16 protein-coding genes are annotated in these 18,398 nt (G+C 59.7%); 11 read left to right on the top strand and 5 right to left on the bottom strand.

Annotated features, from left to right (window positions below; all coding sequences use genetic code 11):
• The first annotated feature begins 3 nt into the window (after positions 1-3).
• From QZQ97_RS15060 to QZQ97_RS15050, 3 genes are all read left to right on the top strand, one after another.
• A complete protein-coding gene (locus tag QZQ97_RS15060; RefSeq protein ID WP_311994133.1) occupies positions 4-1,398 on the top strand; it encodes a GntP family permease in 1,395 nt (464 codons plus the stop codon).
• 12 nt (positions 1,399-1,410) lie between these two features.
• The gene (locus QZQ97_RS15055) at positions 1,411-2,181 is read left to right on the top strand and encodes a 3-hydroxybutyrate dehydrogenase (RefSeq protein WP_311994132.1); all 771 of its coding nucleotides are present in this window, start codon (positions 1,411-1,413) and stop codon (positions 2,179-2,181) included.
• A gap of 362 nt (positions 2,182-2,543) precedes the next feature.
• Entirely contained in the window at positions 2,544-3,680 is a 1,137-nt protein-coding gene (locus QZQ97_RS15050; RefSeq protein WP_311994131.1) for a porin, read from the top strand.
• A 32-nt stretch (positions 3,681-3,712) separates the two neighbouring features.
• On the opposite strand, the gene QZQ97_RS15045 is transcribed toward QZQ97_RS15050, so the two are convergent.
• On the bottom strand, positions 3,713-4,534 hold the full coding sequence (locus QZQ97_RS15045) for an AraC family transcriptional regulator (protein ID WP_311994130.1): 822 nt from the start codon (positions 4,532-4,534) through the stop codon (positions 3,713-3,715).
• A gap of 117 nt (positions 4,535-4,651) precedes the next feature.
• Between QZQ97_RS15045 and QZQ97_RS15040 the strand changes: the two genes are divergently transcribed.
• From QZQ97_RS15040 to QZQ97_RS15005, 8 genes are all read left to right on the top strand, one after another.
• On the top strand, positions 4,652-5,032 hold the full coding sequence (locus QZQ97_RS15040; RefSeq protein WP_311994129.1) for a hypothetical protein: 381 nt from the start codon (positions 4,652-4,654) through the stop codon (positions 5,030-5,032).
• 10 nt (positions 5,033-5,042) lie between these two features.
• Positions 5,043-5,921: a helix-turn-helix domain-containing protein gene (locus tag QZQ97_RS15035; protein WP_311994128.1), complete on the top strand. Its 879-nt coding sequence runs from the start codon at positions 5,043-5,045 to the stop codon at positions 5,919-5,921.
• A gap of 175 nt (positions 5,922-6,096) precedes the next feature.
• Positions 6,097-7,017: a L,D-transpeptidase family protein gene (locus QZQ97_RS15030; RefSeq protein ID WP_311994127.1), complete on the top strand. Its 921-nt coding sequence runs from the start codon at positions 6,097-6,099 to the stop codon at positions 7,015-7,017.
• Between the two features lie 358 nt (positions 7,018-7,375).
• Positions 7,376-7,783 (top strand): ExbD/TolR family protein, encoded by a 408-nt coding sequence (locus tag QZQ97_RS15025; protein ID WP_311994126.1) that lies wholly within the window; start codon positions 7,376-7,378, stop codon positions 7,781-7,783.
• Between the two features lies 1 nt (position 7,784).
• Entirely contained in the window at positions 7,785-8,525 is a 741-nt protein-coding gene (locus tag QZQ97_RS15020) for an energy transducer TonB family protein (RefSeq protein ID WP_311994125.1), read from the top strand.
• 41 nt (positions 8,526-8,566) lie between these two features.
• On the top strand, positions 8,567-10,810 hold the full coding sequence (locus tag QZQ97_RS15015; protein ID WP_311994124.1) for a TonB-dependent receptor family protein: 2,244 nt from the start codon (positions 8,567-8,569) through the stop codon (positions 10,808-10,810).
• 19 nt (positions 10,811-10,829) lie between these two features.
• A complete protein-coding gene (locus tag QZQ97_RS15010; protein ID WP_311994123.1) occupies positions 10,830-11,480 on the top strand; it encodes a MotA/TolQ/ExbB proton channel family protein in 651 nt (216 codons plus the stop codon).
• Positions 11,473-12,723 carry a phospholipase D-like domain-containing protein gene (locus tag QZQ97_RS15005; RefSeq protein WP_311994122.1) on the top strand — a complete coding sequence of 417 codons (1,251 nt, stop codon included), beginning with the start codon at positions 11,473-11,475 and terminating at the stop codon, positions 12,721-12,723. Before QZQ97_RS15010 ends, QZQ97_RS15005 begins: the two co-directional genes overlap by 8 nt.
• Before the next feature lie 113 nt (positions 12,724-12,836).
• Here the strand turns inward: QZQ97_RS15005 and QZQ97_RS15000 are convergent, their stop codons facing one another.
• The 4 genes from QZQ97_RS15000 to QZQ97_RS14985 all read right to left on the bottom strand — a co-directional run bounded on the left by QZQ97_RS15000 (position 12,837) and on the right by QZQ97_RS14985 (position 18,350).
• Positions 12,837-13,946 (bottom strand): DmpA family aminopeptidase, encoded by a 1,110-nt coding sequence (locus tag QZQ97_RS15000; RefSeq protein ID WP_311994121.1) that lies wholly within the window; start codon positions 13,944-13,946, stop codon positions 12,837-12,839.
• Between the two features lie 2 nt (positions 13,947-13,948).
• Complete coding sequence (locus QZQ97_RS14995; protein ID WP_311994120.1) at positions 13,949-15,325, bottom strand: APC family permease; 1,377 nt, start codon at positions 15,323-15,325, stop codon at positions 13,949-13,951.
• A gap of 163 nt (positions 15,326-15,488) precedes the next feature.
• Complete coding sequence (locus QZQ97_RS14990) at positions 15,489-16,997, bottom strand: CoA-acylating methylmalonate-semialdehyde dehydrogenase (protein ID WP_311994119.1); 1,509 nt, start codon at positions 16,995-16,997, stop codon at positions 15,489-15,491.
• Positions 16,998-17,009: 12 nt separating this feature from the next.
• The gene (locus QZQ97_RS14985) at positions 17,010-18,350 is read right to left on the bottom strand and encodes an aspartate aminotransferase family protein (protein WP_311994118.1); all 1,341 of its coding nucleotides are present in this window, start codon (positions 18,348-18,350) and stop codon (positions 17,010-17,012) included.
• Positions 18,351-18,398: the final 48 nt, after the last annotated feature.

Here is an 18,398-nt window from a genome sequence, read left to right as displayed (position 1 = left end):
GCGATGATGAGCGTTTTGATTGCCCTGGCGGCACTGGGATTACTGATGCTGGCCGCCTACCGCGGCTACAGCGTGATTTTGTTTGCCCCGATCGCCGCGCTGGGTGCGGTGCTGTTGACCGATCCCGGCGCGGTGGCCCCGACTTTCACCGGGCTGTTTATGGAAAAAATGGTCGGCTTCGTCAAACTCTACTTCCCGGTGTTCCTGCTGGGGGCGGTGTTCGGCAAGCTGATTGAGCTGTCCGGCTTTTCCCGTTCGATAGTGGCGGCAGCGATCAACATCCTCGGCCGTCGCCACGCCATCCCGGTGATTGTGCTGGTGTGCGCGCTACTGACCTACGGTGGCGTGTCGCTGTTTGTGGTGGCCTTTGCGGTCTACCCCTTCGCGGCCGAGCTGTTCCGCCAGAGCGGCATTCCCAAACGGCTGATCCCGGCGACGGTGGCGCTCGGCGCGTTCTCGTTCACCATGGACGCCCTGCCCGGCACGCCGCAGATCCAGAACATCATTCCGACCAGTTTCTTCGGCACCAATGCCTGGGCCGCACCCTGGCTGGGGCTGATCGGTTCGCTGTTCATCATCGCGGTTGGGCTGTTGTATCTTGAGCGTCAGCGGCGCAACGCGCAGTCGAAGGGGGAAGGCTACGGCACCGAACTGCTCAACGAGCCGGAAACCCCGGACAACATCAACCTGCCCAATCCGCTGATCGCCATTATGCCGCTGATCCTGGTCGGGCTGCTCAACCTCGGTTTTACCCACTGGATCCCGCAGTGGTACGGCACCAGCCATGAGCTGACGCTGCCGGGGCTGGCTAAACCCATCACAACCGAGGTCGGCAAGATCACCGCCATCTGGGCGGTGGAAGCGGCGCTGGTGTCGGGTATTGCGTTGGTGGTGATTTTCGGCTTCCGCAATATTCGCGGGCGACTGGCGGAGGGCAGTAAAACGGCGGTCAGCGGGGCGATTCTGGCGGCGATGAATACCGCCTCGGAATACGGCTTCGGTGCGGTCATTGCGGCGCTGCCGGGTTTTCTGGTGTTGTCGAAGGCGCTGGCGGCCATCCCCAATCCGCTGATGAATGAGGCGATCAGCGTCACCCTGCTGGCCGGTATCACCGGTTCGGCCTCTGGCGGCATGAGCATTGCGCTGGCGGCGATGTCCGACAGCTTTATCGCCGCTGCCCATGCGGCGCAGATCCCGCTGGAGGTGCTGCACCGGGTGGCCTCGATGGCCAGCGGCGGCATGGATACCCTGCCGCACAACGGCGCGGTGATCACCCTGTTGGCGATCACCGGTCTCAGCCACCGCCAGGCCTATGGCGGCATCTTCGCCATCACCCTGATCAAGAGCGCCGCAGTGCTGTTCGTGATCGGCGTGTTCTACCTGACCGGCATTGTTTAAAGGAGCGATACCATGAGTTTACAAGGCAAAACCGTGCTGGTGACCGGCTCGACCAGCGGCATCGGCCTCGGGCTGGCGGCCAGCCTGGCTGCCGCCGGCGCGCGCGTGATCCTCAACGGCTTCGGCGACGTGGAGCAGGCGCGCGAACAGATCGCCCGGCTGGGGAAGGCGCCCGGCTATCACGGCGCCGATCTCAGCGATCCTGAGCAGATCGCCGACATGATGCGCTACGCCGGGCGCGAGTTCGGCGGGGTGGACATTTTGGTGAACAACGCCGGCATTCAGCATGTGGCGCCGGTGGATCAATTCCCGGTCGACAAGTGGAATGCCATTATCGCCATCAATCTGTCATCGGTATTCCACACCAGCCGGTTGGCGTTGCCCGGCATGCGCCAGCGCAACTGGGGGCGCATTATCAACGTGGCCTCGGTACACGGGCTGGTGGCCTCGAAGGACAAATCGGCCTATGTGGCGGCCAAGCACGGCGTGGTGGGGCTGACCAAAACCCTTGCGCTGGAAACCGCGCGCACGCCGATCACCTGTAACGCCATTTGCCCCGGCTGGGTGTTGACGCCGTTGGTGCAGCGGCAAATCGACCAGCGCATCGCCGCCGGGGTCGATCCGCAGCAGGCGTGCGACGATCTGTTGGCGGAGAAGCAGCCTTCGCTGGAGTTCGTTACCCCGCAACAGCTCGGCGAGCTGGCCCTGTTCCTGTGCAGCGAAGCGGCGGTGCAGGTGCGTGGCGCTGCCTGGAATATGGACGGCGGCTGGCTGGCGCAGTAATTTCCCTCCGGAGCGCGCCGCTGCGCTCCGTTTTTCCCGCCATAAATAATACCCACGAGTGATGGTTTTTTGGGGGTAATAATATTTATTTGTTATTAGCTATGAAAGTTTCCGGGTAAAAGCTTGGTTATTTTTCCGATTAAATCGCGTGGGGCAGTTTACTAATTGCGCGATATATTACATCCACTTTCTCTTGGTTACAGTTGAATACTTTTGTGGCGAAAATTAATCCTGCTTAAGATAACGATAGGCTATGACATGAATTTTTAACTCTTGCGCCATTTGCGCACATCGGGTAATTGTTTATGCGTGGCTTAAGACCACCGTATTAATAAAAATAACTTTTTCGGGCAGGGGTAATAATGAGAAATATAACAACGCCAATATTCATTGGCGGCGTCGTGCTGTCGGCGTTATCCGGCAGCGCGCAGGCTGAGATCACCATTTTAGATAAAAACCCGCAGAGCAATGTGTTGCTGGCGCCGCTCAGTTTAAAAGTGGGCGGCAGCATTCGCCCCGAGTGGATCTTCAATAACGGTCCTGAACCGGGTTATTACAAAAACGGCCACGACGGCGGCACCCGTTTCCGCTTCAGCGGCGACTATGCGCTGACGCAGGACACCTCGATCATCGGCTACTACGAGTGGGGCGTCGATCTCGCGCACGCGCTGAGCTGGGACGGCCACTACAACGAAGATGGCCAGCGCGATCGCCAGCGCCAGCTGTACGCCGGCTTTAAGGACGACCGCTACGGCACGTTAACCTACGGCCATCAGTACGGTATTTATTACTCCGTGGTCGGCATTAAAAGCGACGTCTGGGATAACGACGGTCATGCGGGCGGCACCGGCATCGGTATTTCCGGCGACTATGACGGCGGTAATAAACCGAAGAACAGCATTAAATACACCAATGATTTTGGGCCGGTCACTCTGTACGCCAACTATTTATTACCGGAAGACGATCTGCACACCGCGGATAATCTCAGCTATCGCCGCAAGGGCGGCGGCGGGTTGGGCTTCGACTATAAGGTAACGAAAGAATTCACCTTCAGCGCCGCCTACAGCTACACCGACGCGAAGATGAAAGACAACCTGTATAACGAGAAAGACTATCACCAGCAGCTGTCCGGCACTGCGCTGACCTGGCAGCCGAATAACTGGTATATCGTCGGCACCGCCAGCTATTACAAGGACTATGTGCCGAGCACCCGCGAACGCACGCTGTCGCATTATTTCGCCGGCAGCGGCTACGGGGTGGAAGGCTTCGTCGGCTACACCTTCAATATCGATAAGCCGTACCTGAAATCGATCCAGCCTTACGTAGCGGCGGACTCGTTGCAGCTGAATGGCGACGAAGAATACCACGCCAATCACGTTTACTTTGGCGCGGGCACCACCATCGGCTACGGGCTGTCGGTGTACGTAGAACGCACGCTGGCCCACACCAGCGACAAAGAGCCGGATTCCACCTGGGTCACGGTGTTTTACGATTTCTGATGCAACGTTCAAGCCGGCGAAAGCCGGCTTTTTTACATGGTGATAATGCCGCCGGCCGTCTGGCCCGAGGCGTTTCTCTCCGCCAGATAGCGCGCCGGCGGTTTGCCCACTGCTTTCCTGAACATGGTGACGAAGCCGCTGGCGCTCTCGTAACCCAGATCCAGCGCAATCCGTTGCACGCTTTCCCCCTGAGTTAACCGCTGCAGCGCCAGCATCACGTGCAGCTGGCGCCGCCAGTGGCCGAAGCTCATGCCCATCTGCTGTTGCAGCGTGCGGCTGAGAGAGCGTTCGCTCATGCCGATACGCTGCGCCCACTGGCTGAGGGTGGATTTATCCGCCGGGTTATGCAGCATGCGCTCCATCAGCTGGCGGATGCGCGCATCGTCGGACACCGGCAGGTGCAGGTTTTCTATCGGCGCGGTCGCCAACTGATCCAATAACACCGTCGTCAGCCGTCCTTCCGGCCCCTGCTCGTCGTAAAAGGGATCGAAGGTGCTGGCCTGCAGCAGCAGTTCGCGCAGCAGCGGTGATACCGACAGCGTACAGCAGTTCTGCGGCAGGTGAGCGGCAGCCAGGGGATCGACAAACAGGCAGTAGGCTTCGGTCGAACCGGCGCCCTGGGCATTGTGCAACACGTTGCCGGGCATCCACAGGGCGCACTGCGGCGGCACCAGCCACAGCCCGTTGGCCACTTCGCAACGGATCATGCCGCGTACGGTGTAGATCAGCTGCGCCTTGTGGTGACGATGAGGAGCGACTTCCCAGTCTTCATCAATCGTCGAGCTTTGTACGGCGAAAATGGTGCGCGGCACCTGGTCGATGTCAAAGCGCGGCCGGACGATCTGGACTGTCATGAGAATTATTCTCAATTTGGCGTGATTGAAAAATATTATGTCTTGATTGCGCAATGCGGTCTAGCGTCGCCGCCGATAAAGTAAGCGCCTGTGCCAAGCGCTTTTTCAAGGATGCCGATGATGTCTCTAGATCCCGTTAACTTTCCGCTGGTGTGGATGCGCCAAAACGGGCGCGATACGCAGGCCGAACTGGCCGAGTTCAGCGCGCTGCTGGCGCGTGCCGAGCCCTTTGTCATTTTGTCCGATCGCCGGGTGGGGGACGCCGGCGATCAACCCGATCGCGACCAACGCACCCAGGTGGCGCTGTGGAAGCGCGACAACCGTGAAGCGCTGCAGCTGTGGGTGAAGGGCATGATCATGCTGGAGCCGGACGAGGCGCAATGCGCGATGGCCGAAGAATTCGCCGAGTACGCCGCCAAATTTTGGGGCTATCCGGTGCTGGTGGCCGCCGACGAGGCGCGGGCGCGCCTGCTGGCGTTGGCTTTACTGAGTCAATAAGGGGGAATCCATGTATCAGCAACAGGTGATAACGCAGCTGCTGGACTGGATTGAGCAAAATCTTGACCAGCCGCTGACGCTGGACGATATCGCCGCCAAATCCGGCTATTCCAAGTGGCATTTGCAGCGGCTGTTCAAACAGGTAACCGGCCATGTTCTGGGGACCTACGCCCGGCGCAGAAGGCTGAGCGCGGCTGCGCGTGAGTTGCGGCTCACCCACATCAGCGTGGCCTGCATTGCCGATAAATACCAGTTTGATTCCCAGCAGACCTTCACCCGCTGTTTCAAAAAGCAGTTCGGTTTGCCGCCGGCCGGCTATCGCCGTAGCCCGGATTGGGCCAGCCACGGTATGCAGCCGCCGCTGCGTTTGAGTGAAGGGCCGTTGCCGCAGGCGGACATCGTTACCCTGCCGGCCATGCAACTGGTGGGGCGTTCCCTGCGGGGCAGCTACGCCCTGGGGCAACTGCCGCATTCGAAACACGAGCTACGCCAACACGCCTGGCGCCAAATGGTACGCACGCAAGCCGAACCACCAACGGTGGTGTATGGTCTCACCAGCCTGGAAGCGGACAACCGCCAACGCGGTGGCAAGCGCGTGGTCTATACCGTGGCGCTGGCGGATCAGCAGGCGGAAGGCGAGGCGGTGTTTATCGAGCAAGGCGACTACGCCAGTTTTGTCTATCAGGGCAAGGTGGAAGAATTGCAAAACTTTATCGCCCGCCTGTACGACACCGCGATCCCGATGATGAAAGCGGTCCGCCGGCCTGGGCAGGATATCGAGCGTTTTTACCCAACGCCGGGTGGGGTGTGCAACGGAGCGAGCACGGCAATCCGTTGTGAATACCTGATCCCCATACGCCGAACGACGCCGTCAACCGCCGCGCTTTAGCGGCGTTTTTCACAGTAATTCATCTTCACGCCGCAGCAGGTTACAAAAAAGTGCGCCATGACACCGGTAATGTTTAGCACTTAGTTCAATGTGCACATATAATGCGCATCCGGTCATTTATGGCCGAAAATAACCTATATCAATAATCTGCCAGTGGCCACCGACCAACACGAAGATGAAAATGAACATTCGCGCGTTATTAACCCTGTTTACGGCGCTGGTTGCATTCAGCCAGGCTGCCTTCGCTGTCGTTTATCCTTTACCTGCCAAAGACAGCCGTCTGGTGGGTGAAAACATCCAGATTACCGTACCGGAAGACAGCAAACTGCCGCTGGAGAGCTTTGCCGCTCAATACCAGATGGGCCTGAGCAATATGCTGGAAGCCAACCCGGGCGTGGATCCGTTCTTGCCGAAAGCAGGCAGTACTCTGACCATTCCACAGCAGTTGATCCTGCCGGACGCCCCGCGTCAGGGCATCATCATCAACAGCGCCGAGATGCGTCTGTACTACTACCCGAAAGGCACCAACACCGTGGTCGTGCTGCCAATCGGTATCGGCCAGTTGGGTAAAGACACCCCGCTGAACTGGGTAACCTCGGTACAGCGCAAAAAAGACGGCCCAACCTGGACGCCAACCGCCAAAATGCGTGAAGAATACGCGGCAGACGGCGAGATCCTGCCGGCGGTGTTCCCGGCAGGTCCGGACAATCCGATGGGCCTGTATGCGCTGTACGTTGGCCGCCTGTATGCGATCCACGGCACCAACGCCAACTTCGGTATCGGCCTGCGCGTGAGCCACGGCTGTGTGCGTCTGCGTGCCGACGACATCAAATATCTGTTCGACAACGTGCCGGTCGGCACCCGCGTGCAGTTTATCAACGAGCCGGTGAAAGCCACCGTTGAGCCGGACGGTTCCCGTTACGTGGAAGTGCACAACCCGCTTTCCGCCAACGAAGAAGAACTGAAATCCAAAGATCCGGTGCCGTTAACCCTTTCTGCGCCAGTGGGCAAAGTGGTGATGGATCCTGCCGTTAACCAGAGCGAAGTGGACGCGGCGATCAAAGCCCGTTCCGGTATGCCGGTTAAAGTGAACTGATTGATTCGGTGATGTGAACAAGACGCCTGCGGGCGTCTTTTTTTTGGCTGAAAATCGCTATTTTGCGTACCACGCCGCGGCTATTTTCTTCTCGTAAAAACAGGGTCTGAAGGTTTTGCTGTGGCCTGTTAGAGTAATAACATTCACTCACCGCTATTTTGCCTGCCTTGCACATACGCTTGCGATTATCACATAAAAAATATCAATTAATTAATTGGTTATATAACCAGTCCGGCCAGGTTTCGCCTGAAACAATCCTCGCAAAATACCCTCTCTGTGAGAATAAGATCACAAAAGCGTAACGAAAGGTAAACAAACGCCTCCTATATTGGCTGCTTTGCTTTTGGGAGGGAGAGCCATGCGTAACTGGAACGAACCGAAAAAGAACAAGGCGCACATCGAGTTGATCCCCATGATCGACGTGATGATGTTTTTGCTGGTGTTTTTTGTGCTGATTAGCCTGAACGTGATCCCGGCGCTGGGGCTGAAGACCCAGTTGCCCTCTGCCGGCAGCGCTCAGCAACTGAAGCCGCAGAAGAAAGCGATCATCACGCTGGGGGCAGAGGAGCAATTGCAATTGGACGGCCAACCGGTGGCGCTTGACGCGCTGGTCGGCACGCTCAAACAGCAGCAGCAGGAAAACCAGACCACCACCATTATCGTCAACAGCGACAAGGGCGTTGCGGTGGAGCGGCTGGTGGCGGTGATGGATAACCTGCGCCAGGGCGGATTCTATTCCGTCTCTATCGCCACACGGAAGCTGTGACATGTACCTGCTCTATCGTTCACGTCACCTTTTCAGCTGGCTGCCGGCGCTGATCGTGGCGGGCTGTTTGCTGTTCGCCAGCCAGCAGGCGGCGCTGAAAATCCAGCCACGCTATGACGACACCACCATGGAACTGGCGCTGGTCGAGCCGGAGCCGGAACCTCAGCCGGCGCCGCCGGTGGAAACCCCGCCGCAACCCGAACCCCCGCCACCGGAACCGGAACCCATTCCTGAACCTGTGGTGCCGGCGCCGGCGCCGATTATCGAGGCCAAGCCGCTCCCTAAACCGCAGCCAAAACCCAAGCCCAAACCGGTGAAAGAGAAAGCCAAACCGGTAGAAAAGGCCAAACCGGTATCCGCACAGCCTGCGCCGAAAGCGCTGGTCAGCAAGCCTGCGCCAACGCCGGCCGCACCTGCCGCGCCGAAGGTCAACGCCCAGGCGATCGAAAACGGTTATTTGCAGGCACTGCGCCGCGAACTGGAACAGCGTAAGCGCTACCCGAGCGGACGCCAGGCTTCGCTCGAACGGCCGCAGGGCAACGTCGAGGTCTGGCTGGAGGTCGATCGCAGCGGCCGGGTGCTCTCTTCCGGCATCGCCAACAAGGCTGCCAGCATGCTGCTCAACCGCGCGGCGATGAGCAGTTTGCAAAGCATCAGCCAGGTGAAGCCTTTCCCGAACGACGCTTTCGCCGGGCAAACGACAAAACGATTTTCAGCCACGTTCAATTATCAGGCGCCTTAGTGACCTGGCATAACAGTTTGATTTTTTAGGGGATGGAAACAATGAAGTCTTTCAATCGATCTGGGATTTATCTGGCGGTGATGTCGGCGATGCTGCCGGGCGCGGCGCTGGCGGCGGACACCACCGACGTCGGTACCATCAGCGTGAAAGGGCAGTCGCTGGGCGGCGGCATGATGGTGCAGGACGACAGCGCCAAGGCGCGCTCCACCGTCACCAAAGAGGCGATGGATAAAATGCCGGCGGCGGCCAACGCCATCGACAAACTGAAATACACCCCGGGCCTGAACGTCAACAGTAACGACGCCAGCGGCCTGAGCGGCGTCGATTACACCATGCGCGGCATGAACTCGGATCAGATCGGTCTGTCGATGGACGGTATCCCGATCAACGACTCCGGCAACTATGCGGTTTACCCGAACCTGCTGGGTGACTCGGAGAACCTGGAGGAAGTGTTCGTCACCCAGGGATCATCCGAGGCGGACGGCCCGCATATCGGTTCCAGCGGCGGCAATATCGGCATGGTGACGCGCCGGCCGGCAAAAGATTTCGGCGGCTTCGTCAAACAGACGCTGGGCAGCAACAACCTGAGCAAAACCTTTGCCCGTCTGGAAACCGGCGAGTACAACGGTTTCAGCAACTGGATCTCCTATTCTCACACCGAAGCGAAAAAATGGCGCGGTGAAGGGCGCGAATATTCCAACAAATTCGAGATGAACTCGCTGTACGAAGACGGCAACGGCAACAGCAGCAACCTGATCATGAAGTACAACCGCCAGCAGAACGTCAACTACAACACCCTGAGCAAGGCACAGTTCGAAAGCGACGGGCGCTATACCGACTATGCCACTACGCCGGAATACAACAGCAAGGGCCAGTTGAACAAGTACTACAAGCTCAACCGCAACCCGTTCGACACCTTCACGCTGTCATTCACCCAAAAGTTGCAGCTGCGCGACAATCTGTCGCTGACCCTGCAGCCGTATTACTACTGGGGCAACGGCGGCAGCTTCACCGGCCAGACGGCGTCGGTGCTGTCCAATACGTCGGACAAGGCCGGGCAGTACGATCTCGGCAATTTGCAGTCCAACACCTATTACCGCCCGTCGTGGACCCAGACCTGGCGCCCCGGCATTACCACCAAGCTGAAGTGGGACATCAACGACCAGCACAGCCTGGATATCGGCTACTGGTATGAACGCGCGCGTCAGTTGCAGACCCAACCGTTTATCAGCATCAAGGACGACGGCAACCCGGCACAGATTTCGGGCAAGCCGGGCGGTTCCGATCAGGTGCAGGACGCCAACGGCAATACCGTGCAGGGCCGTAACCAATACACCATCACCCCGGCGCAGAAAGTGTGGCTGCAGGATACCTGGTACGCCACGCCGGACTGGACCTTCGTCGGCGGGCTGGCCTATCAGTACGTGGAACGTAAAGGGGACAACCGGGGCAGCCTGTACAACGCGCCGGAGAAGCGCGATGCCACTTATCACGAGTTCCTGCCGAACTTCAGCGCCAGCTACAAGCTGAACCAGGAAAATCAGGTGTTCTATAACCTGACGCGCAACATGCGTACCCCACCGAACTACGTGCTGTACAACGTCGGCGACTCGATCAGCACCAAGCCGGAACTGAGCTGGAACCACGAGCTGGGCTGGCGTTTCCAGCAGGAAGACATGCTGATGAGCGCCACGCTGTTCTATATGCGCTACAGCGATCGTCAGGTCTCCACCACCAACTCGTCCGGCGACTACGAGATGATGAATATCGGCAACGTGGAGAACAAAGGGCTGGAGCTGGAGTGGAGCGGCCAATTGCCGCACAACTTTAACTACTACACCTCATACACCTATACCCAGTCGAAGCAGAAGAACGACATCGTCAGCAACGGCGGGTTGCCGCTGCCGACGTCCGGTAAAGAGGTGCCGAACGTGCCGAAAAACCTGCTGAACATGACGCTGGGCTACGACGACGGCCTGTATTACGGCAGCGTCAGCGGCAAATACGTCAGTTCGTTCTACGGCGATCTGACCAACGACGAGAAGATCGGCGGCCGCACGGTGTTCGATCTGGCGGCGGGGGTGCATTTGCCGGTGGACAAGAAAATCATCAAAAGCGCAGCGCTGCGCTTTGGCGTCAGCAACCTGTTTGACAAGGAATACCTGACCTCGGTACGTACCACCACCTTCAACGCCGCGCCTTATGGCGGCGTGAAAGCCAGTACGCCGTATTACAACGTCGGGGAAGAGCGCACCTTCAGCGTGTCGCTGGAAGCCACCTTTTAACTCATTTTAGGGGTATATTATGAATGCCAATTTATTGCACGACATTATTTTCTACGTGATGTACGCCGCGCTGGCGATTGCGCTGGTGATCATTATCGAACGCGCGCTGTATTTTGCCTACACCCAGCGCCAGGCCCGTCGTTTGGAGCAGGCGCTGACGCCGGACGTGCATCGCGCCGCCGATCTGCCGGACGAACTGACCCAGCGCAACAGCCTGCCGCTGGCGGTGATCGCACCGGTACTGGAGCAGAAGCACCGCGCCGGTGACCGCGAAGCGATAGGCGACTTGGTCGATGCACAATATCTGTTGAGCAAACCGCTGATGGCGCGTGGCCTGTGGCTGCTGGAAACCATCGTCACCGCCGCTCCGCTGCTGGGGCTGTTGGGGACGGTGATGGGGATTATCGAAACCTTTAAGGCGCTGGCCGCTTCCGGGGTATCCGAACCGAGCCTGGTGTCCGCCGGCATGGGGACCGCGCTGTATGCCACCGGGCTGGGGATCGCCATCGCGCTCTTGTGCCTGGTGGGCAACAACTACCTGCAAAGCCGCATGGAACGCATCAACGAACTGCTGAAAGTGTTGTTGATCCGTGCCGGTGCACCGGCCAGCCGCCCGGAAAACGACAGCCGCGAGCAATGGGTTGACAGTGAGGCACCGCGCTATGCCTAATGGCCATCAACCACGGCGGCCATTGGGCCGCCTTTACACGGCGTTATGGGGTGGCTGTCTGTTGATGTTGAGCCAAAGTGCGGCGGCGCGTTTTGATATTCCCGGCTACGAGCTGGTGTATACCGCGCCGGTGGAAACCGCGTTGCAGGCGGATGACCTGCGCAACACCGCCGAGGTGTGGCAGCAGATGTTCGATGCGGCGAAAACCCGCATCGATCTGGGCCAGTTCTATGTGGCGAACCAACAGGGTTCGCTGCTGGACGGCGTGCTGCAACACCTGAAAGCGGCGGGTGAGCGCGGGGTGAAAATCCGTTTTCTGATGGAAGAGAAGGGGATCCGTATCTCCACCCCGGAGACGCTGGAACAGTTGAAGGCGATCCCCAACCTGGAGCTGCGCATAATTCCTTACCAGCGGTTGAGCGGCGGTATTTTGCATGCCAAATACCTGTTGGTGGACGGCGAGCAGGCGTTTGTCGGCAGCCAGAACTTCGACTGGCGGGCGTTGGAACATATCCATGAAACCGGGCTGCGCATCAGCGATGCCGGGGTTGTCGGGCAGATCCAGGCGATCTTCGAGCAGGACTGGCGGGCACAGGCGTTGCTGACGGCGGATAAACCGGTGCCGCAACTGGCGTATCAGCCCACGGCGGCAACGCCGCAGGGCAACTATCTGGTCGCCAGCCCACGCGCCTATAACCCGGCCGGCGTGATTGACTCGCAGGTTGAACTGCCGCGTCTGTTGGCGAACGCCAAACAGCGGGTACGGGTGCAGGTGATGGACTATGCGCCGTTGTCTTACGGCCCCGAACGCAGCCGGCCTTATTACGCGGTCATCGATAACGCCCTGCGCAGCGCCGCCGCGCGCGGCGTGCAGATCGAGCTGATGGTGGCCAACTGGAACACCAAAAAACCGGATATCGCCTGGCTGAAAAGCCTGGCGCTGGTGCCGAACGTGCAAATAAAGGTGGTGACCATTCCGCCGGCCAGCCAGGGTTTCATTCCGTTCGCCCGGGTGATCCACAGCAAGCTGATGACTATCGACGGCGCAATCGCCTGGGTGGGCACCAGCAACTGGACCGGCGGCTATCTGGATAACTCGCGCAACCTGGAACTGGTGTTGCACAGCCCGGCGATGAGCCAGCGGCTGGATAAACTCTACGGTCAACTGTGGGACAGCGTTTACGCCGAACCGCTGAAACTGGATTATGACTACCCGGCGCCGAAACCGGGCGGCGAGTCCTAGGTCGCGCCCCAAAAGCCCGCGCTCTGCGTTGTCGGGCTTGATTGCGGGTTTTGGGCTTTGCGACGCCGAGGCGATCAATGGCGGGCGCGGTTGACCACTGCGCCCTTGGCTTTTCACCGCCGCCAGCCGGCCTTCTCCAGGGCGATAAGTAATTGCTCCGCGCTTAGCCCTTCTGCCCGATGGCCGTTGCCGGAAACGGTATTGGCTGCCAGCAGGGCGTTGATTATCGCCTCTTCCACCGCTTCGGCCGCCGCCGCAAACAGATCGGAAATGTAATCGTTATTCACCATGCGCAACGGGGTAGTGAACGCGCCTTTGTTGGCGTAGTCGGCGGGGGGCAGACCGTCGTTGCCGGTGGCGAAGGCGAGAAAGATATCGCCGCTCGAGTCCTCGGTGCCGCCGCCGGTACGGGCGATGCCGATACTGGCGCGCTGGGCCAGGCGGGTACACTGATGCGGTAACAACGGCGCATCGGTGGCCAGCGTGACGACGATCGACCCCATGCCCGGATGCGGCAGTTGCGGGGTGAACGGCGAGGCGATATGGCCCAGATGGCGGCCTACCGGGTAGCCGCCGACCAGCAGCGACTGGCGTTTACCGTGGTTGGCCTGCACGATGGCGCCAACCGTCCAGCCGCCGCGTTCGGCGGGCAGGCGGCGCGAAGCGGTGCCGATGCCGCCTTTGAACTCATGGCAGATCATGCCGCTGCCGCCACCTACCGCTCCTTCCTGCGGCAGCCCGTCATGCGCAGCCTGCAGGGCCTGCCGAACGTGATCGGGTTTGACGTGAAAACCGTTGATGTCGTTCAGCAGGCCGTCGAAGGTTTCCATCACCACCGGCATGCTCCAGTACACCGCGTCGTCAGCCGGCGACAAGGCTTCGCGCTCCAGCGCGATCAGGCTATCGCGCACTACGCCGACGCTGTGGGTGTTGGTAAAGGCGATTGGGCTGGTGAGCAGGCCGGCTTCGCGGATCCACTCCAGGCCGGTGGCGTCGCCGTTGCCGTTAAGCACGTGAACGCCGGCAAAGCAGGGCGACTGCCGCGCCTGACCGGTACGCGGTTCGATCACCGTGACGCCGGTACGGACGCTGCGGCCATCGGCCAGATCGGCGTGGATGCCGGCGTGGCCGACGCGAACGCCGGGCACGTCGGTGATGGCGTTCAGCGGACCGGGTGTGCCGTGGCCGATGTTAATACCCAACTCCTGAGCGCGTTGCGACATGGTTATTCTCCTTCAATCGAGGGTTCAACAAGAGGGGCGGCTTGCCGGTTGCGCATGTAACTCAGCGTCAGACCAAAACAGAGGATGCCGGCAATGATAATAAAGTCTTTCAGGCTGCTGGCGATTAAAATTGTCCACAGTACGTACAGGCAGCCGAGCAGGGCGATCGCCACCGGCAGCGGCCACAGCGGCATCAGATAGGGATGGTGGAAACGCGTCCGGCGGCGGCTTATCAGCGCGGCTACCGCCATGATGATGTATACCAGCAGCAGCAGGATCACGGTAAATGAGGTCAGATCGCCAAGGTTGGAGCAAAAGGCCAGCAGCGCCGAGGGGATGCCGAACAGCAGGGTGGCGATCCACGGCGTGCCGAAGCGAGGATGGATTTTTTTCAGCGCCCGATTCACCTGCGGGAGCCAAAAGCCATCACGCCCGCTGGAGAACATCATCCGGCTGAACTGTGCCACGATGGCGATAATGGCGTTGAACACCGACAGGTAAATCGCGCCGCTGACCACCCGTGCCAGCGTCGGGCCGCCCAGTTGGCTGACCACATAGCCGACCGGATCGGCCTGTTTGGCCATGTCGGCTAACGAGGGCGCGCCGATCAGCAGGGCGGTGAAGGGCAATAGCTCGACCAGCACCACGATCGCCAGCGTCAGCATGATGGCGGTGGCCATAGGTTTGCCCTGTTCACGCATATCCTCCGCCATATACACCGCCGCCCCGTAGCCGTTGTAGGAAAACAGCGCGACGCCGACCATGGCGACGATCAAGGGCATGGAGACCGGTGCCAGCACGCCTTGCGGGTCCAGCATGACCGGCGCAGTGAAGATCTCCGTGCTCTGGTGGGGGTGACTGAACCCCAGCCAGGCGATTAAACCCAGCACCGCGATCTCGACTACCAGAAAGGCGCCGGTCAGCAGGGCGTTGGCTTTGATATTGAAAATAGCGCAGCCGCCGCCGATCAAGATGGTGATCATGCCGGCGGTGGAGGCGTCAAATTGGGTACCCAACGCGGTGTTCAGATAGGGCACTGCACCGGTGGCCAGCACTGCCGGCACAAACAGCGCGGCGCTGAGGATAAACAAATAGGTTTGCAGCCCGCACAGGGTGCCGAACAGCCGTTTGACAATACTGTATTCGCCGCCTGCGCTGGGATGGGCGGCACCCAGCTCGGCATAACACAGGGCGATGGTCGCGGCGATAAAGGCGGCGATCAGGAATGAGATAAAAGCGCCGCTGCCGGCGCTGGCGATCGCCAAGGGGGCAATGACGAAGATCGAGCTGGCCGGCGTGACGCCGGAGGCGGTAATCATCACCACGTCCAGGACGCTGAGATTGCCTTTGAATTTATGTTCTGGTGTGTGCTCTTTCATTCAATACCCCATTAACAACGCGTAAGTGAGTGATATTGCGGACGGCGATCGTGCGATAGAACATTGCGATGGCATGTCGTTGCCCGGGCCTGATTAAAGGGAGCGCGTGGAAAAAGAGGGCGAATGTCTTCGCCCCTCTAAAATCATTATTTTTATTATGGAATTACCCCTGCCCGGACGGGAAGCTGAAGGTGGCATGTTGGGCGTCACTGGACGAAGGCCAGCGCTGGGTGATGGTTTTGCGTTTGGTGTAAAACCGGACGGCATCCGGGCCGTAGGCGTGCAGATCGCCAAAAAGCGATCGCTTCCAACCCCCAAACGAGTGGTAGGCCACCGGCACCGGCAGCGCGACGTTGATGCCTACCATGCCGACCTGAATATGGCTGGAGAAATAACGCGCCGCCTCGCCGTCGCGAGTGAACAGGCAGGTGCCGTTGCCGTATTCGTGGGCGTCAATCATCGCCATCGCCTCCTGCAGCGTGCCGACGCGCACCATGCCCAGCACCGGGCCAAAGATCTCCTCCTGGTAAATCCGCATGCCGGGACGCACGTTATCGAACAGCGTAGGGCCGAGGAAATAGCCCTGGCTGATTTGTCCGTCGTCATCCCGCACCGCCAACGTGCGGCCATCGACCACCAGGGTTGCGCCTTCTTCAACACCTTGTTCGATATAGCCTTTCACCTTCTGATAATGCTGTTGAGTGACCAATGGCCCCATGTCGTTGCGGTTGTCGCTGCCGATGCCGACACGCATGGCGGACATTGATTGCCGCAGCCCGGCAATCAATGCGTCGGCGGTGTCATCCCCCACGGCGACCACCAGCGGGATGGCCATGCAGCGCTGGCCGCAGGAGCCGAATGCCGCCCCCATCAAGGCGTTGACGCTGCCTGCGATGTCGGCGTCCGGCAGCACCACCGCGTGGTTTTTCGCGCCGCCCAGAGCCTGCACCCGTTTATTTTGGCCGCAACCGGTGTGGTAGATGTGCTCTGCCACCGGTGTCGAACCGACAAAGCTCACCGCCTTGACGCGCACATCGTGCAACAGGGTGTCCACCGCTTCGCGATCGCCGTTGACGACGTTCAGCACCCCTGGCGGCAGCCCGGCTTCTGAAGCCAACTGGGCGATATACAGCGTGGCGGAGGGCACGCGTTCGGACGGTTTCAGCACAAAGGTATTGCCGCACACGACCGCCATCGGCCACATCCACAGCGGCACCATTGCCGGGAAGTTGAACGGCGTGATGCCCGCCACCACCCCCAGCGGCTGAAACTCGCTCCAGCTGTCGATACCCGGCCCGGCGTCCTTGCTGTGCTCGCCTTTCAGCAATTCCGGCGCATAGCTGGCGTATTCGATATTCTCTATGCCGCGCTGCAATTCGCCCATAGCATCGCTGAGTACCTTGCCGTGTTCAGCGGTAATCAGCCGGCAGATATGCTCTGCGTGCTGTTCCAGCAGCGCTTTGAGGCGAATCATGATCCTGGCGCGCTTCAGCGGTGGGGTGTCTCGCCAGGCTGGGTAGGCCCGTTCTGCGGCATCGATGGCGCTTTCCACCGTGGCGGAGTCCGCCAGCAGCACCTGCCGGTGCGATAGCCCGGTCGCCGGATCGAACACCGGTTGGCTGCGGGTGCCGCCGGCGGCGGGCTGGCCGTTGATCCAATGTGAAATGGGCATGGCATTCGCTCCTTATTCGGTTGCGTTGAGGGCGTCGCCCAAGGCGTTGATCAGCGAGTCGATCTGCGCTTCGCTGCTGATAAACGGCGGTGCCAGTTGGAGGGTGTCGCCGCCATAGCGGACGTAAAACCCGTTTTCCCAGCAGTGCATCGCCGCTTCATACGGCCTGCGCGCCGCTTCCCCTGGCCGCGCCGCCAGTGTGATGCCTGCCGCCAGGCCAACATTGCGGATATCGGTGACGTGCTTGCAGCCTTGCAAGCCATGTACCGCCTGTTCGAAATAGGGAGCCAATGCCTGTACCCGTTCGATCATCTGTTCGCGCTCAATGATATCCAGCGTCGCCAGCCCCACGGCACAGCTGACCGGGTGGGCGGAATAGGTATAACCGTGCGGGAATTCGAGCAGGTATTCCGGCTCGTCGGTGTGCATGAAGGCATCGTAAATCGCCGGTTGGACCACCACCGCACCCATCGGCTGCGCACCGTTGGTCACCTGTTTGGCGATATTCATGATGTCTGGCGTGACGCCGAACGCCTCGGCGCCGGTCAACGCGCCACAGCGGCCGAAGGCGGTGATCACTTCGTCAAAAATCAGCAGGATGTTGTTTTGGCTGCAAATTTCGCGTATGCGTTGCAGATAACCGATTGGCGGCACTATCACCCCGGCGGAGCCGGAGAAGGGCTCGATAATCACGGCCGCGATGGTCGACGCATCGCGCAGCGCGATAATTCGGTTCAGTTCTTCCGCCAGCTCGGCGCCCTGCGCGGGCATGCCGCGCGAAAAGGCGTTACCCGCCAGCAGGGTATGCGGCAGATGGTCCGCTTCCGCCCCTGCGCCAAAAGCCTTGCGGTTACCGGCGATGCCGCCCACCGAAATACCGCCAAAGTTAACGCCGTGGTAGCCCTTTTCACGGCCGATAAAACAGGTTTTTCCTGCCTGGCCTTTGGCCCGCCAGTAGGCGCGCGCCATTTTTAACGAGGTGTCCGCCGCTTCGGAGCCGGAGCCGGTGAAAAATACATAATCCAGCCCGGCCGGCGTCATGGCCTTAATTTTATTCGCCAGTTCGAAAGATAATGAGTGGCCGAATTGAAACGCCGGGGAATAATCCAACTGAGAAAGTTGACGGTGGGCCGCATCGGCAATTTCCTGGCGGCCGTGGCCCAATCCGCAGCACCATAGGCCGGATAAACCATCAAAAATCTTACGCCCATCCTGGCTGGTATAATAAGTGCCTTCAGCGTGACTTATCATTCGCGGGTTGGCTTTAAAATTACGGTTGCCGGTAAATGGCATCCAATGTGCTTCTAACCATTCACGATCGGGTTTATTTTCGCGGTGATTTAAATCAGCCATTTTTCCCTCCGGGTAGGAGAACAGGTACGGTTAATTAAATATGTCCGT

The sequence above is a fragment of the Serratia sp. root2 genome (assembly GCF_031931805.1).
In the GTDB taxonomy this organism is placed as follows: domain Bacteria; phylum Pseudomonadota; class Gammaproteobacteria; order Enterobacterales; family Enterobacteriaceae; genus Serratia; species Serratia inhibens.
Note: the sequence above shows the minus strand (reverse complement) of the source record. Positions and strands in the feature narration are given on the sequence as shown.